The 15,941-nt window shown below is 28.1% G+C and carries 14 protein-coding genes; all 14 read right to left on the bottom strand.

The window, feature by feature from the left end; genetic code table 11:
* Positions 1 to 41 precede the first annotated feature (41 nt).
* A complete protein-coding gene (locus tag KM800_RS05075; RefSeq protein ID WP_217812091.1) occupies positions 42 to 2,120 on the bottom strand; it encodes a methyl-accepting chemotaxis protein in 2,079 nt (692 codons plus the stop codon).
* A 25-nt stretch (positions 2,121 to 2,145) separates the two neighbouring features.
* Positions 2,146 to 3,942, bottom strand: a complete 1,797-nt coding sequence (locus KM800_RS05070) for a GGDEF domain-containing protein (RefSeq protein WP_217812090.1) — start codon at positions 3,940 to 3,942, stop codon at positions 2,146 to 2,148.
* Positions 3,943 to 4,216: 274 nt separating this feature from the next.
* Complete coding sequence (locus KM800_RS05065; RefSeq protein WP_217812089.1) at positions 4,217 to 4,498, bottom strand: hypothetical protein; 282 nt, start codon at positions 4,496 to 4,498, stop codon at positions 4,217 to 4,219.
* Positions 4,499 to 4,782: 284 nt separating this feature from the next.
* The gene (gene nrdR / locus KM800_RS05060; protein WP_217812088.1) at positions 4,783 to 5,238 is read right to left on the bottom strand and encodes a transcriptional regulator NrdR; all 456 of its coding nucleotides are present in this window, start codon (positions 5,236 to 5,238) and stop codon (positions 4,783 to 4,785) included.
* Positions 5,239 to 5,390: 152 nt separating this feature from the next.
* Entirely contained in the window at positions 5,391 to 5,681 is a 291-nt protein-coding gene (locus KM800_RS05055; protein WP_254906468.1) for a YlmC/YmxH family sporulation protein, read from the bottom strand.
* A 43-nt stretch (positions 5,682 to 5,724) separates the two neighbouring features.
* Positions 5,725 to 6,498, bottom strand: a complete 774-nt coding sequence (sigG, locus tag KM800_RS05050) for an RNA polymerase sporulation sigma factor SigG (protein WP_017750696.1) — start codon at positions 6,496 to 6,498, stop codon at positions 5,725 to 5,727.
* Between the two features lie 73 nt (positions 6,499 to 6,571).
* Positions 6,572 to 7,279, bottom strand: coding sequence for an RNA polymerase sporulation sigma factor SigE (sigE, locus tag KM800_RS05045; protein ID WP_217812087.1), 708 nt, complete (start codon positions 7,277 to 7,279; stop codon positions 6,572 to 6,574).
* A 75-nt stretch (positions 7,280 to 7,354) separates the two neighbouring features.
* Positions 7,355 to 8,140 carry a sigma-E processing peptidase SpoIIGA gene (gene spoIIGA / locus KM800_RS05040; protein ID WP_217812086.1) on the bottom strand — a complete coding sequence of 262 codons (786 nt, stop codon included), beginning with the start codon at positions 8,138 to 8,140 and terminating at the stop codon, positions 7,355 to 7,357.
* Between the two features lie 202 nt (positions 8,141 to 8,342).
* Positions 8,343 to 9,476, bottom strand: a complete 1,134-nt coding sequence (gene ftsZ / locus KM800_RS05035; protein ID WP_217812085.1) for a cell division protein FtsZ — start codon at positions 9,474 to 9,476, stop codon at positions 8,343 to 8,345.
* 16 nt (positions 9,477 to 9,492) lie between these two features.
* The gene (gene ftsA / locus KM800_RS05030; RefSeq protein ID WP_217812084.1) at positions 9,493 to 10,761 is read right to left on the bottom strand and encodes a cell division protein FtsA; all 1,269 of its coding nucleotides are present in this window, start codon (positions 10,759 to 10,761) and stop codon (positions 9,493 to 9,495) included.
* A gap of 174 nt (positions 10,762 to 10,935) precedes the next feature.
* The gene (locus KM800_RS05025) at positions 10,936 to 12,210 is read right to left on the bottom strand and encodes a glycosyltransferase family 2 protein (protein WP_217812083.1); all 1,275 of its coding nucleotides are present in this window, start codon (positions 12,208 to 12,210) and stop codon (positions 10,936 to 10,938) included.
* A gap of 95 nt (positions 12,211 to 12,305) precedes the next feature.
* Complete coding sequence (locus KM800_RS05020) at positions 12,306 to 13,355, bottom strand: type IV pilus twitching motility protein PilT (RefSeq protein ID WP_017750702.1); 1,050 nt, start codon at positions 13,353 to 13,355, stop codon at positions 12,306 to 12,308.
* 123 nt (positions 13,356 to 13,478) lie between these two features.
* Entirely contained in the window at positions 13,479 to 14,186 is a 708-nt protein-coding gene (sigK, locus tag KM800_RS05015; RefSeq protein WP_217812082.1) for an RNA polymerase sporulation sigma factor SigK, read from the bottom strand.
* Positions 14,187 to 14,256: 70 nt separating this feature from the next.
* Complete coding sequence (locus tag KM800_RS05010; RefSeq protein ID WP_217812081.1) at positions 14,257 to 15,927, bottom strand: penicillin-binding transpeptidase domain-containing protein; 1,671 nt, start codon at positions 15,925 to 15,927, stop codon at positions 14,257 to 14,259.
* Positions 15,928 to 15,941: the final 14 nt, after the last annotated feature.

Raw genomic sequence — 15,941 nt, 5'->3', positions numbered from 1 at the left:
GACAATAGTTTATTGTTAAGCTATTGTCCTCATATTTTTATTTAATTTTTAACCTTAAATTGATCTACTATGTCAATAAGTTTTTTTGCATTATTGGCATTTTCAACAGTATCTAAAGATATATCTGCATTTTTCTGTTCTATTGAATTCATATTGTCAAGTATATTTATTGCCGCATCTGTACATTTCCCAACAGAATCAGTAATACTGTTAATTACATTTGAAATTTGCTGCTGTGACGAATTTATATCATCAGTAAGAACATAAAAATTTTTTATATAAGATTTAATTTTCATTCCATCATTTTGATATTCCTCACTTATTTTAATTATTTTAATATAGTCAGTCATTACATTTTTTTCAATAACATTTAATACATTTTGTGATGAATCTACTAAATCTCCAACAGCTATCATTATATCTTTTATATCGCTTTCTATATTATTTGTCATATCTGAAGAACGTTTTCCAAGTACTTTAACTTGTTCTGCAACTGCCATAAATCCTCTGCCATATTCACCTGCTTTAGCAGCTTCAATACTTGCATTCAATGCAAGTATATTAGTCTTTTTTGAAATACTTTTTATTTCATTTAACATTTTGGAGATATTATTTACAACCTTTATTGTTTTTAAAGACTTTTTTAATCTTTCTGTAGAAGTAGTATAATATTTTTGGATATTTTCTTTGGATTGTTCTATATTGTTTCTTATATCAATAGCTTTTTTATTTACATCATCAGCTAGTTTCAAACCTTTATTTACCTGATTAACAGTGTTTTCTGATTTTTCTTTTACTAATATTATTCTAGATCTTACCTCTTCAATAGATGACAATGTTGCTTGAATATTTGAAGTTATCTCTTCTGATTTATTGGATACGGTTTTAATTTTAAGATCTGACTCCATAAACATTTGATTTACATGTTCAGTTGAATCTAAAGTAATACAACTTTCTTTTTTAACATACTTTATCATATTTTTTATATTTAACAAAGCGGAATTTAAACTATCTACAGTTTGTCCAAACTCATCTTTACTATTTATATCCATTTTATATTCCAAATTAAAATTAGATAATGCCTGGGCATACTTTCTAATTTTAACAAGTGGCTTTTTTACCTGATTGGCTATAATAATTCCAATAAAAATTCCTATTAATATAAATATTATTGTTGCTGCTATAATCTTGTATTTAAGTGTATACACAGAATTGAATATTTCATTTTTATCCATTGTAATACCTAAATACCAATTGATATTTGATATTGGGGAATAGGCCAAAAACATTTCTTTTCCATTCTGTTCATAATATCCTGAGCCCTTTTTACCTAGTATCATGCTTTTTTCTAAATTGGCAAGTTGTGTAAGGGATTTATCTTGTCGTGCATTTTTTATAGTATTATCTCTATTTAAAACTAAAGTTAAATTTTTGTGTGCAACTTTACTTCCATACTTATCAATTATAAAACAGTATCCACTTTCACCAATTTTCATATTTTGTACAAGTTTATTTAACTCATTTGTACTTATATTACAAAACAATACCCCAATAACTTTATTGTTGATCTTTATAGGAACTGATATTGCTATTATCTGATCTCCATTTACATTAAAATATGGTCCAGCAATTTTCACCTTACCTTCTAGTGCAGTTTTAAGATACTTTGAATCATTATTATCTAAATCTATTTTTGTTTTTGCTCCTGTTTGCATATAAGCTAATCCCTTTAAATCCATTACACTAAGACTTGCATAATTTAGCTCTCCAGATCTTTCTGCTAAAACAGGGAGCTGTATTTTGGGATTCATAGATTTTATTTCTGTTCTATCAGCTATTTCAAGCATAGATTTTACATGCTGCTGAAGAACTGCATTTATTAATTTAGATGATTCACTAGCTTCATGCTGAAGCGAAGAATTTATATTCTGCTCCATTACTCTATAAGAAGAATAATATGATATAAGTCCTATTATTCCACATATCAATATTACCAATATACTAATTTTAGCAATTATTTTTATTGAAACACTATGTAAAAATGATAAATCTTTTATTTTTATAGATTGTTTTATTTTGGTAAATATATATATAAATTTAAAATTACTGATTTTTTCCATATTAGTTCCTCCAATATGTGGCTTTTCACTGATTTTCAATATCTATAAAATCAAAATTGGAATCATTGATATTAAATACAACATATGCACTATTTTTATTTTCTTTTGCTTTTTTTTTAATCTTGCTCATACATATTCCAATATCATCAATTTCCTTGAATTTATTAAATTTACCATACATGCATCCGAGAGCTATAGATGTAAGTGGAAAAATATCCTTATTACCTTTGCGATCCAACGATTCAATATAACCATTACTTTTATCTTTTTCATTAAAAAAATCAATTACATTTAAATCAAATTGGAATATTATTTCCCTACATATTTCATAACATTTTTCAATTTTTATTTGAAAAATGCACACAAAATCATCTCCTCCTATATGCCCTATAAAACTATTATAGGGACAATTGTATTTAATCTGTTCTTGTATAAGTTTTGCAGTAAATTTCAATACTTTATCACCATTTTCAAAGCCATAAGTATCATTGTATACTTTAAAATTATTTAAATCAGCGTAAATCAAAAAAAAGTTACTGTCACAATTCAAAATATTATTAAGGGTTTTATTTATAATTTTATTTCCAGGAAGTCCTGTCAGAGGATTAAGATTTTTTGCATTATTTTTTTCAAATTTTACAGTATACTCAAGCAAGTTTTTAATAGTCACAATTCCGCAATATTTATTTTTTTTTGTAACTATAACATAGTCATATATTCTTTTAGAGTCCCTTGACATTGCAATTTTAGATACATTACTTATAGTATTATAGTAATCGACTATTAATGGAGATGAATCCATAATCAATGATACAGGACGTTTTAAAAAAACTGAATTACCATATTGAGTAGCAAGTATATAATCAAGATTATGCTGCATAATTAAACCTTCTGGATAATTATCCTTTACAATGCATACACCTGTAACACTTGAAAATTCGAAAAATTTTTTTACTTGTTTGTTAGATGCTGTTAAAGGAAATGTTGGATTTTTTTGTACAATATTACCTATATAGCTTGTTTCAGATTTGAGTTGATTTTGCCTTATATTATTATACTTAATTATTTTTTTCTTTATATCTTCAGATATATCAAGAAATTTTTTGTATGGTCTCTGAAGTAAATATCCCTGACCTGCTGAAACTCCAAGATTTATTAATTTTAGAAGCTCTTTTTCGTTTTCAATTCCCTCTGCAATAATCTTCATATTTGTAAAATGTGCTAATGATACAAAATTCTTTACAAGCTCTTGTTTAAATTCATCTTTATCTATTCCACTTATAAACGATATATCTATTTTAATGTAGTGTGGTTTTGTCTCCATTAGTGTCCTAAGTCCCGAATATCCTGTACCCATATCATCGATTGCAATTTTATATCCTTGATTGACATAATTATTTAAAGCTATTTTAAAACTATGATAATCTTCTATAGCTGTCTTCTCTGTAATTTCAAAGATAATTAAATTTGGAGACATATTATGTTTTTTTAAGAACTCCTTAGTAAATCCCTTTCTAAATCTTTCATCTTTAAATATTTTAGGATCTACATTTATAAAAAGTAATTTATCTTTATCTATCATCTTTGCCCTTTCAATAGCTTTTACTCTACATAATAATTCAAGTTCCCATATCCTATCACATTCTTCTGCAGTTGAGAAAAGATCCTCTGGTAAATGCAAAGGTGAATCTTCCGGACCTCTACTTAAAGCTTCATAACCTATAACTGATCCATTTTCAAGCGATACAATAGGTTGAAATACAGTGTCAATACTTTCATTATCTAATATCTTTTCTAGTTCATACTTATATTTTAGATTCATTTTACACCAACTGTCTTTTTAATAAGAATATACATTTTTAATATTAAGACAGTAATAATTACTTGTTAAATATATTTAATAATTCCAGTATAATTCTGTTTAATACATATATTAACAAATACATTTCTGCCTCAATTAAAAAATAAGCACTTGAGAGACTATTAAATGCTTATCTTTTATATATCTAATTATTTTATAAATTTAACTGTGTTCTAATTTTATATAGTTAAAAATTCAAAATATTAATTAGACAAAATGATACTATATGTTTTATCTAACTAATATTTTGAATTTCAATTGTAAATTCTGGTGAATTATATATTATTCGTTTCATTACATTTTTAAATACATTTTCAAATATATTTTTTATAATTTTATCTGAACAGGAATATGTAATATCAAAACTAAGTATATTATTAGTAATAAAAGAACTAATTATCTTAATATAGTTATACTTTTCAATTTCGGACGGTATATTTTCAATAAAGAAATCAATTAATATATTGAAATTTTTTAAATTAGTTATTATTTTACATGTAGCTAATTTGTTATTCATTTTTATTTCCCCTTTTGATTTGAATATATGGTCCTAATTTATCTTACATATTCTATTTTAAATTTATAGTATTAAAACAGAATTGTATTTATGTTAAATTTACATAAATAAAGACAAAATATTTTCATTAAATTTGGAAAAAATAAGTATCAACAACCGCAGCTAGTAGTTGTCAATACTTATTTTTTAATTATAAAAATGGATTACTTTTATTATACATAATAATCATCAAGAAATTATTTAGTTTATGTTAAATTATGATTAAAAATCCACCTAGATATATCTTATTCTTTTGAAATAAGCTTCCTTATCTCCTCCATAAAAGTATTTATATCCTTAAATTGCCTATATACAGATGCAAATCTTACATATGACACCTCATCTATTTCCTTAAGACTTCTCATAATCAATTCTCCAATATCTGTGGAACTTATTTCCGTTATCATCTTGTTATTTATCTTTTTCTCAATGTCGTCTGCTATACCCTCAAGTTGTTTTCTGGAAACAGGTCTTTTCTGACATGCTTTTATAAGACCATTTAATATTTTATTTCTGTCAAAGTATTCCCTATCCATATTTTTCTTTATAACTAATATAGGCAAGTCTTCAATTTTTTCATATGTGGTATATCTCTTTTTACAACCGAGGCATTCTCTTCTTCTTCTAATAGCTCTACTATCCTCAGTAGATCTTGAGTCAATAACTTTACTATCTGTATAACCACAATAAGGGCATTTCACTTCTCTTCACGTCCTTCTTTTATAATTATATACATTATACACTTTTTTCTTATTAATTTCATCATATAGCAAATTAAAGAGCTCTTATATTTTTTATATATTAAAAAGAATGAGCACAAGGAAAATAATAATACTATCCTTGTGCTCATTCTTTAATTATTTACAATATCTTTTCCATCTACAAGAAGTACATCTATACCTATCTTGTTTACATTTTCCCAAGGTATCTCTATGTCTTCACTTTTTCCAAACAAACTAATTTTAGATGTCTGTGAAGGCAGTATTATAGAAATAATTCTATTTTCATCACAATCTATCTTTAAGTCTTTTATAAATCCTAACTTTGCTCCTGTATTTATGTCTATAATCTCCATAGCCATTAAACTTGCCAATGAATATAATGAAACATTCTCTTCTTCCATATTATTTTCATTATTCTCCATATTATATGTAACCCCCATTAATATTACTTACACTATAAATATATTATATATATTTTTTCATATGCCTCAATGCCGTCTTTTCCAATCTGGATACTTGAGCTTGAGATATTCCTATTTCATCTGCAACTTCCATCTGGGTTCTACCATCGAAGAAACGCAAATTCAATATAAGTTTTTCCCTATCATTTAACTTCTTCATTGCCTCTTTTATAGATATATCCTCAAGCCAATTTTCATCAACATTTTTAGTATCACTTATTTGATCCATAACATAGATGGCATCTCCTCCATCTCTATATATGGGTTCGAATAATGATACTGGATCTTGAATTGCATCAAGGGCAAATACTACTTCTTCCCTTGGCATATTCAATTCCTTGGATATTTGTGATATGGTAGGTTCTTTATTATTCTCCTTTATAAGTTTATCTCTAGCTTGAAGTGCCTTATAAGCTATATCTCTAAGTGATCTACTTACTCTTATTGAATTGTTATCCCTTAGATATCTTCTTATTTCACCTATTATCATAGGAACTGCATAAGTAGAAAATTTTACATTTTGACTTAAATCAAAATTATCTATCGCCTTTATAAGACCAACACATCCGACCTGAAATAGATCATCTGCATTTTCACCTCTATTGTTAAATCTCTGTATTACACTTAAGATAAGTCTTAAATTTCCCTTTATAAATTTTTCTCTAGCCTTAAGATCTCCATTTCTAGTCTTAATAAGAAGCTCCTTCATTTCTTTTTCCTTTAGAACTGGCAGTTTTGAAGTATTTACGCCACAAATTTCAACCTTGTTAATTATCATGCAATCAGCCCCTTTAGAATATATAGCATTTTAATTATTTACTAAGATGCTATATTTTATACTAAAGACATGCTCATAACATTTTATTTATTTCTTTTTTTAATCTTTTTATTATTCTCTTTTCCAATCTGGATATATATGACTGAGATATACCAAGCATATCTGCTACTTGTTTTTGAGTTCTTTCAGTATATCCATTTAATCCAAATCTCAGATTAACTATTTTCTTTTCTCTTTCATTTAATTTTTGCATTGCCATAACTAGCAATTGCTTGTCTACTTCATCTTCTATTAAATCATAAACTATATCATTATCTGTGCCAAGTATATCAGACAGTAACAATTCATTTCCATCCCAATCTACATTTAATGGCTCATAAAAAGATATTTCAGATTTTACTTTGTTGTTTCTTCTTAAATACATCAATATTTCATTTTCTATACATCTAGATGCATATGTTGCCAATTTAATTTTTTTGTTAGGATCAAAAGTATTTACTGCTTTTATTAATCCTATGGTGCCTACCGATATCAAATCTTCTACATTGATTCCAGTATTTTCAAATTTCCTTGCTATATAAACAACTAGTCTTAAATTTCTTTCAATTAATGTAGATCTTACTTTTTCATCCCCTGATACCAATTTAAGGACCAAATCCTGTTCTTCCTCTTTACTAAGTGGTGGAGGAAGTACTTCGCTTCCCCCTATGTAGTATAAATTTTTTACAAAAATTTTAAATTTTAACATGCATCTGTTTAATAATACAGTTAGCTTAATCATAATTTTCCTCCAATTAATCATGGTTTTTAATTCTATATCTAATGTCTAAACTTATTTTTTGTCAAATAGTTATTACTAAATTACTCCTCTAGGTAATAATGCATGATAATCACTGAATTCGCTTAGCTTGTCCTCACAAAATGCAATTATAACTTCCCTTATCTCCGTATTTCTTCCTAAATCTATTTTAACTGCTTTTGGTCTAAATCCCGTTAATTTGCCCCGCTTTCCATTCACAACTCTGTATGGTATATAGAATTTATCATAATTTTCAATATTAGTATTATAAAATACTGATTTTTCAACTATTATTACTGGAAGATTAGTAGCTGGTTCTTTTAATTCATTTCCTGTATCTAAAAACGCTTTCACTTTTTTACTACCATTGTTCAATATGATATCAATATTAAAAATCAAAGTAGTCAGCGTTTTTCTATCCCTTATGTATATAACTAATCTATCAATTAATATATACACAATCATAATAGAGCTTAAGAGCCATTTATAAGAAAAATCGTATAAATTATATGTACCAGTATTGTACTGGATGAACATACATATTCCAGCTAAAAGCATAGAATACATTATAAATATGCAAAAAGCCTTCAAGTTAAAAATAATTTTCTTACTTCTAAATGTTATTAATATTAATATAAATGCCATCAATATTTTGAAAAACAGATTAGAAAACATTGCAAAACGTGGATAAATTACTGTTATAACATAAACTGCACCTAAAAAAGATGATAAGAACATGTATCTTAATTTAGTTTTTACTCTAAGAGTTTTAGCTGTTATATACATCAGGAAAAAATTTACCAACATATTTATAAAAATTAAGACATCAAGAAATACAATCAATATAAACCATCTCCTCTATATCTTTTTCCAATATTTATTCTTATTATATACTTATTATCTTCAAAATTTTGTCATTTTATAATCATGTACAATATTTTTATTTTCTATAATATGCCATAGTATTTAAATTTATGCGAAAGGTATATAAGAAATGGGCAAATAAAAAAGCATGTATAGTTTATTACACTATACATGCTTTTTGTTATTTTCTCTGTCTTCTCAGAAATGCTGGTATTTCAAGATCTTCATTATCAAGATCTCTATATTCAGATGTGGCAGCAGCCTCGTTTTTACTGTTAATATGATCATTTTCTAATCTATTATCAAATTTATTTCTATTTAAATCCTGTTTTAAATTATCATTGGCTTTTGATTTGATTTTATCTTCTTCAAATCCTGTAGCTATCACTGTAATTCTTATTTCATCCTTTATGTCTTCATCTATAACTGCACCAAATATAATATTAGCATCTGGATCTGCAGCATCTTGTACAATCTCTGCAGCCTCATTTATTTCAAGCAATCCTAGATCGGCACCACCTGTTATGTTTAAAAGCACTCCTGTAGCACCCACTATTGACGTTTCAAGAAGAGGACTAGATATGGCCTGCTTAGCAGCATCTTGAGCTCTATTATCTCCATTTCCCCTTCCTACACCCATGTGGGCAAGTCCTTTATCTATCATGATTGTCCTAACATCCGCAAAATCCAAGTTTACAAGTCCAGGAATAGTTATAAGATCTGATATACCTTGAACACCTTGTTTCAATACGTCATCTGCATATTTAAATGACTCCATTAATGTAGTTTTTTTATCAACTATAGACAATAATCTTTCATTTGGAATAGTAACTAAAGTATCTACTCTATCCTTTAAATTATTTATTCCTTCTTCGGCATGTATCATCCTTTTTCTTCCTTCAAAAGGAAACGGTTTTGTAACTACCCCTACCGTAAGTATGCCCATAGATTTAGCTGTTTCAGCAATTACAGGAGCAGCTCCAGTACCGGTTCCTCCTCCCATACCTGCAGTTATAAAAACCATATCTGCTCCTTTTATAGCCTGGGATATTTCATCCTTGCTCTCATCTGCAGCCTTTTGTCCTATTTCAGGATTTGCCCCAGCTCCAAGGCCCTTAGTAAGTTTTTCTCCTATCTGTATTTTCTGAGAAGCTTGTGAAAGCATTAACGCCTGTTTGTCTGTATTTATGGCTATAAATTCTACATTCTTCAGCCCCTCTGTTATCATCCTGTTTACAGCGTTGTTTCCACCGCCTCCACAACCTATTACTTTTATTTGAGCAAATTGTTGAACATCAACATCAAAATCTAGCACAATAATACCCTCCCTATTAGAAAAAGTCTGTAAAAAATTCTTTTATTTTTGATACAAACCCACTATTTTCATAATTTTCTTTTTCCTTAGTACTTGCTTCTGTCCAATTTTCGTAACTTTTCTTGTTATTATTTTCATTAATCTTATTTTCATGTTTAACTTTCATTGAACTAGCTGCATCTTCAACAATACCTGCAACTACAGCATATATTGGACTAGATGCTCCTATATAATTGGGACTACCAATTCTAACTGGTTTCTCTAATATTTTTCTACTAAATTCTTCTATACCTTTTATTTGAGATATTCCACCACCAACTATAACTATTTCTGATATGCTTTCATAATTTTTAAGAAATTTCAACTTGTTATTTATCATAAGCAGCAGTTCTTCTACCCTTGCTTCTACCACTTCAACAAGAATATTATAGTCTATATGAGTTTTACCATTATATCCACTGCTGACTTCTATTTTCGATGACTTGTCTTTATTAAAATATCCAACAGTCCCATACTTTTTCTTTAATTTTTCTGCACAAGATATTGGAACCTTTAAACATACGGAAATATCATTTGTTATAGTATTTCCTCCTAGTCCTATTGTATTTATATCGTTTATTTTTCCTCCTTCATAATCATAAATATTTACTGAATCTGCCCCCATATCTACAAGTATAACTCCTCTTTGAATCTCTTCTTCTTTTAATACAACCTTTGATATGGCCATAGGTTCAAAAACTAATCCCAATACTTTAATTCCTGCTTTATTTACACTTTTAAAAAGATTATTTACTATAGTGGATTGTGCCAAAATTACTTGTGCATCAACTTCCAGCCTAACACCACTCATACCTATAGGATCTTTTATCTTATCATAACCATCAATTATATATTGCTGTGCTATTACCCCTATTACCTCTTTGTCACTTGGAATTGTAATAATTTTTGCTGCTTTTAAGACTCTTTTAACATCATTTTCCTTTACTTCTCCATCCTCTGATGATACAGCAACTATGCCTTTACTTTGCATAAGTTCACTTAACCCACCTGGAAGTGCAATATAGGCTCCCTGTATTTTTATATCTATCATTCTTTCTAATTCATATATACACTTTTTTATGGACTCAGAAGTACTATCTATATCTACTACTACTCCCTTTTTCACTCCGTTACACTCAGAAGATGTAATTCCCATTATTTGCATTTTACCGTATTTATCTAATTTGCCGGCAGCCGCACATATATTAAATGATCCAATGTCTATTCCTATTATATAATCGCTCATCAAATATTTACCCCCTGTAAGAGAACCATCAAACATATATATTCAACAAAGAATTGTAATTTCCTCTTATTATTTTATCATATTTTGATAAAATCTAAAATATAATCAAAGTACATTATTCAATATATAGTAAAAGGAAAAGGTTAAGACCTTTTCCTAAAATCCGCTTGAATCCTAATTAGCTTTTTTAAGATCCTTCATTTTCACACTTCTAGTATGTACTGTATGACTCCATTCCTTGTTGTTTTTATTCAAAATACCCTGAATTGAAATTGGAAACCAAGATAACACATACAATGGATATATTATATAATATAAGAATATTTTAAGGCTTAATTTTTTTTCCAAAATTAATACAAAAGGAGTATATGCATATTGAAATATAGAAGCAACTATAGTTAAAATAGTAAATAGACTTATATTTATAGAATACACTACAGTATTAAAATTCGATATTATATTATACGTAACCATAAAATGTTGTACTAATCCACTTATAGCTGATATACCTATCAAAACTGTAACTATAGGTTGAATACTATATAAGGCACAATCAAAAGGTATAAAACTAAAACTTGTTACGCTCTTTTTCAATAGCTTAAAGAAATATCTGCTTGCTACATCAGTAAATCCCTGCATCCATCTTTTTCTCTGTCTCCATGATTGTCTTAATGTAAGGGGTTTTTCATCATATACTATAGCCTTATGTGCCCATCCTATTTTATAACCATGAAGTATAAGCTTACAGGTAAATTCCAGATCCTCTGTAAGACAAGTAGCTCCCCACCCTAGTTTTTTTAACATATTTGTCTCTATACAAAATCCTGTTCCTCCAAGTTGGGTAGATAGTCCCAAATTACTCTTGGCAAGTTGAAACATTCTATTATTAGTCCAAAATGCAATAGAATAACTACCTGTAATCCAGGTATCTTGAGGATTCTTACTATCCAAATAACCCTGTACAACTTTATATCCTGCACATAATTTTTTATTCATTTCTTTTAGAAAATCTTTATGGACTAAATTATCTGCATCAAATATAGCAACTGAGGAATATTTTTTTTTCATTTTAAATAATTTATTAAACATCCATTCCAAGGCATATCCTTTACCTTTTTTATCTTTATTAAATCTCTCATATACAATGGCACCTTTTTCTCTTGCCTTTTCTGCGGTTTTATCCGTACAATTATCAGCAACTACAAAAATATCATATAATTCTTTTGGATAATCAAGCGCCTTTAAGCTTTCTACAATACCATCAATTACGATTTCCTCATTATGAGCAGCTACAATAAGTGCAAAACTAAATTTTGCTTTAACTTCTTTATCATCCTTCTTTTTCCACAATCCAAAAAAAGATATACATAAATAATATAATGATATTATGTAAACGCCATAAGTTAAAATACGAGAGGCATTATGAATTATTTCCTTAAAGATGTTCACTCTAATCCCCCTTACTTTACTGTTATTTTATCATAAATGTTCATTAATTACTATAATATAAATTTTAATAATTGGCAAACATTTAAGGGGTTATTTTATAGCATTCTTTTTAACATTTCCTTATCAACTGCATATCCAAGTGCTGCCTCGGAAGATATCAAACCTTTTTTATATAATTCTGACAGACATATATCCATAGTTTTCATACCGTATTTTCTTCCTGTTTGCATAGATGATTCAATTTGATGTGTTTTACCTTCCCTTATCATATTTTTTATAGCAGGAGTTGATATCATTATTTCAAAGGCTGGAATTCTTTCTTGACCATCTGCACTAGTTATAAGCTGCTGAGATATTATTCCCTGTATAACAGCAGCTAGTTGTATTTTTACTTGCTGCTGTTGATAAGGAGGGAATACATCTATAACTCTATCTATTGTTTTTGCCGCACCTATAGTATGTAATGTAGAAAATACTAAATGTCCAGTTTCAGCTGCTGTTAAAGCAATAGATATTGTATCTAAATCTCTCATTTCTCCCACTAAAATTATATCGGGATCCTCTCTAAGAACAGCTCTTAATGCACTAGAATAACTAAATGTATCTTTACCTATTTCTCTTTGATTTATAATAGATTTATTGTGTTTATGCAAATACTCTATTGGATCTTCTAGAGTTATTATATGTGCTGATCTAGTTGAATTAATTTCATTTATCATTGCGGCTAGTGTAGTACTTTTACCACATCCAGTTGGTCCTGTTACCAAAACTAATCCTCTATTGTATGATGTAAGTTCTTTTAATACTTTTGGAAAATTAAGCTCATTTAAAGTTGGTATTTTCAATCCTACTACTCTTATTGCAATTGCAGTACTTCCCCTTTGCTTAAATACATTAACCCTGAATCTTCCTATGCCAGATACTGAAAATGAGCTATCACATTCTCCATGTTTAATATAATTGTCATAATTGTCTTCAAGTATCTCCTTTGCAAATTTTTCTGTGTCTTCAGATTTTAATTTTTCATTTGTTACTCTATTCAACTTTCCATTTACTCTTATAACTGGTGGTATACCAACAGTTAAATGTAAATCTGATGCTTTTTTTTCAACAGTGATTTTTAACAAATCTTTCAGTAAATCCACTTTATTTCCCCTTTCAGCCATATACAAATATATTTCAGCTAATCATACATTATTAATACATTTCACTATTATTATTCGTATGATATTGAAAAATTTTTATATATTTTTTTAATCTTAAGAATATTAACTTCCCTTCTTACCGTAATTTAACTCCTTATATAATTTTTTTAGTGCTTTCTTTTCAATTCTTGATACATAGGATCGTGATATTCCAAGTAACTTTGCTATCTCTCTTTGAGTCCTAGGCTTGCTTTCAGAAAGTCCATATCTCATCTCTACTACACACTTTTCACGAGTTGTAAGACATGTATTTATTTTTGAGTATAATTTTCTTACCTGTATCTTATGGTCTACAATTTCAACTATTGAATCCTCATCACTTCCAAGAACATCCATAAGTGATATTTCATTTCCTTCTTTATCAATACCTATAGGGTCTTGAAGATATACTTCACTTTTTATTTTCTTATTGTTTCTTATTAGCATAAGTATCTCATTCTCAATACACTTTGCTGCATAAGTTGCAAGTCTGGTACCTTTGGATTGATCAAATGAATCTATTGCTTTTATTAAACCTACTGTTCCTATAGAAATTAAATCATCTATATCCTTTCCCGGATAAGAATATTTTTTTACAATGTGAGCCACTAATCTTAAATTTCTCTCAACTAAGATAGTTTTGGCTAACAGATCCCCTTCTTTTAATTTTGTTAAATAGTGCTTTTCCTCCTCATTATTTAGAGGTTGTGGAAATGAATTGTTATTTGTAACATAAGCAGTCATAAATAACATGTTGTTAATAATATCCAATAAGCAATTTGTTAAAAACACAGCTGCTCCTCCTAATAGTGCTTATTAATATATTATGAAGGTGCTTTTAAAAAAGTGCATATATATATAATTAATTTTTTGTCATATTTTGTTTTAAATTTAAAACTATATCTCTAAAAATAGGTCCCGCTGTATTTCCTCCACTTTCATCATCTTTATTTATATCCTGAACAAATACTACCATCGAATAATCTTTTCCACCTATATTAAAGAAGCCTACGAACCAACCATCAGAATGCTCTTGTATTGATTTGTCTTTACCCGTGGTTTCCATTCTTTCAGTACTTCCAGTTTTTCCGCCTATTTCAACACCCTTTAAATCAGCTGCCATACCCGTACCATTTTTTACTACACTTATCATCTGCCTTTTCATTTCATCTGCAGTTGACTTTTTCAGCAGTTGATTGCTGTTATATGTTAATTTTTCTAATGTTTTATTGTTATTATCTACATATGCATCAATTATGTGTGGTTTTACATATATACCTGAATTCACTACTGTATTTGGTATACTTATCGCCTCAATTGGAGTTATCCTTATATTTTGACCTATAGAAGTCAATCCCAAGCTTCCATCAGAATTTTTAGGTTCTTTTACTTCAAATGCTCCTGACTTTTCACCGTCAAAATCCAATACTTTATCAAATAGCCCTTGGCTTCTAGCATTTTTAAATAAGCTCTTAAATCCAACTTTAGTACCTATTTGAGCAAAAATATCGTTACGTGAAACTGTCAAAGCTTCTTCTGGTGTCATACTTCCATAACGCAATTCATCTTTCTTTTCATAAATACCCGTACATTTGAATTTATCAAAAGGTGATATTGTGTTTTCATCCAATCCTGCTTCTTCTACAATAATTTTGAATATAGAACCTGGAAAAAATCCATTGTTTGTAGAAACTCCTAAATTTACATTTGGCTTGCTATCATCTTTTTGTACTACAGCTTTTATATCTCCAGTATTTGCCTCCATCAGAATTACCCCAACCTGGCTAAAATTTTTATTACCATAGCTATCTAATATTGTCTTTATATTATCTTGAATATTTCTATCAAGCGTAAGTCTTACATTTATATTGTTTTTGTTTATCTTGTTTGTCTGACCTATTATATTATTATTTACATCTTTTTGAAAAACAATTTGAGATGTTTTGTTATTTTTAGTTTTATCGTACAACTGTGTCTCAATAGAATCTTTAGACTTCTTAGAATCATCTTGAGTTCTATTTGGGTTTATAAGTAAATTTTCAAGTTTCCACGCACCTTCTTTTTTGACAGGAGTATATTTATAAGCATAAAATCCTTTTATTCCCTTCAAATTTTTTACCTTGTTATAGGTGCTTTCATCTATTTCATAATACAATTTTTGACTTGTCTTTAGAGTTCCGATTTTTGAAAGATCATACTCTTTATTATAATTTCTAAGAGTATATATTAAGGTGAGAATTTTTTCAGATTTTATATTCTCGTTATCTCCTACAAATATATCTGGACATATTACAGCATAATACTTTTTATTATAATCCAACAGTTGCTTTCCCTTTGAATCGAACAATATAAAATTTGCATCGATTGTATTTTCATTATATGAATATTGAGAATTAGCCATAACACTCAATTCACCATAATCTAAATGTTGAATTTTTACTACTTTAAATACTAAAATGAAAAATGCAACAGCAATTATTATAAAAATTTTCAATTGTCTTTTACTTATTCTATTTCTATCTATTTCAAACATAAAAAACACCTCAC

The sequence above is a fragment of the Clostridium tyrobutyricum genome (genome assembly GCF_019144085.1).
GTDB classification, from domain to species: domain Bacteria; phylum Bacillota; class Clostridia; order Clostridiales; family Clostridiaceae; genus Clostridium_B; species Clostridium_B tyrobutyricum_A.
The sequence above is the reverse complement of the archived record's forward strand: the minus strand, read 5'-3'. Positions and strand labels throughout refer to the sequence as shown.

Bases quoted from the DNA above. Each gene is read 5' to 3' on its own strand.
- KM800_RS05065 (WP_217812089.1), bottom strand. From the start codon at position 4,498: ATGAATAACAAATTAGCTACATGTAAAATAATAACTAATTTAAAAAAT.
- sigG (WP_017750696.1), bottom strand. From the start codon at position 6,498: ATGATAATTAACAAGGTTGAAATTTGTGGCGTAAATACTTCAAAACTG.
- KM800_RS05055 (WP_254906468.1), bottom strand. From the start codon at position 5,681: ATGGAGAATAATGAAAATAATATGGAAGAAGAGAATGTTTCATTATAT.
- KM800_RS05010 (WP_217812081.1), bottom strand. From the start codon at position 15,927: ATGTTTGAAATAGATAGAAATAGAATAAGTAAAAGACAATTGAAAATT.
- ftsA (WP_217812084.1), bottom strand. From the start codon at position 10,761: ATGAGCGATTATATAATAGGAATAGACATTGGATCATTTAATATATGT.
- KM800_RS05070 (WP_217812090.1), bottom strand. From the start codon at position 3,942: ATGAATCTAAAATATAAGTATGAACTAGAAAAGATATTAGATAATGAA.
- KM800_RS05075 (WP_217812091.1), bottom strand. From the start codon at position 2,120: ATGGAAAAAATCAGTAATTTTAAATTTATATATATATTTACCAAAATA.
- sigE (WP_217812087.1), bottom strand. From the start codon at position 7,279: ATGATTAAGCTAACTGTATTATTAAACAGATGCATGTTAAAATTTAAA.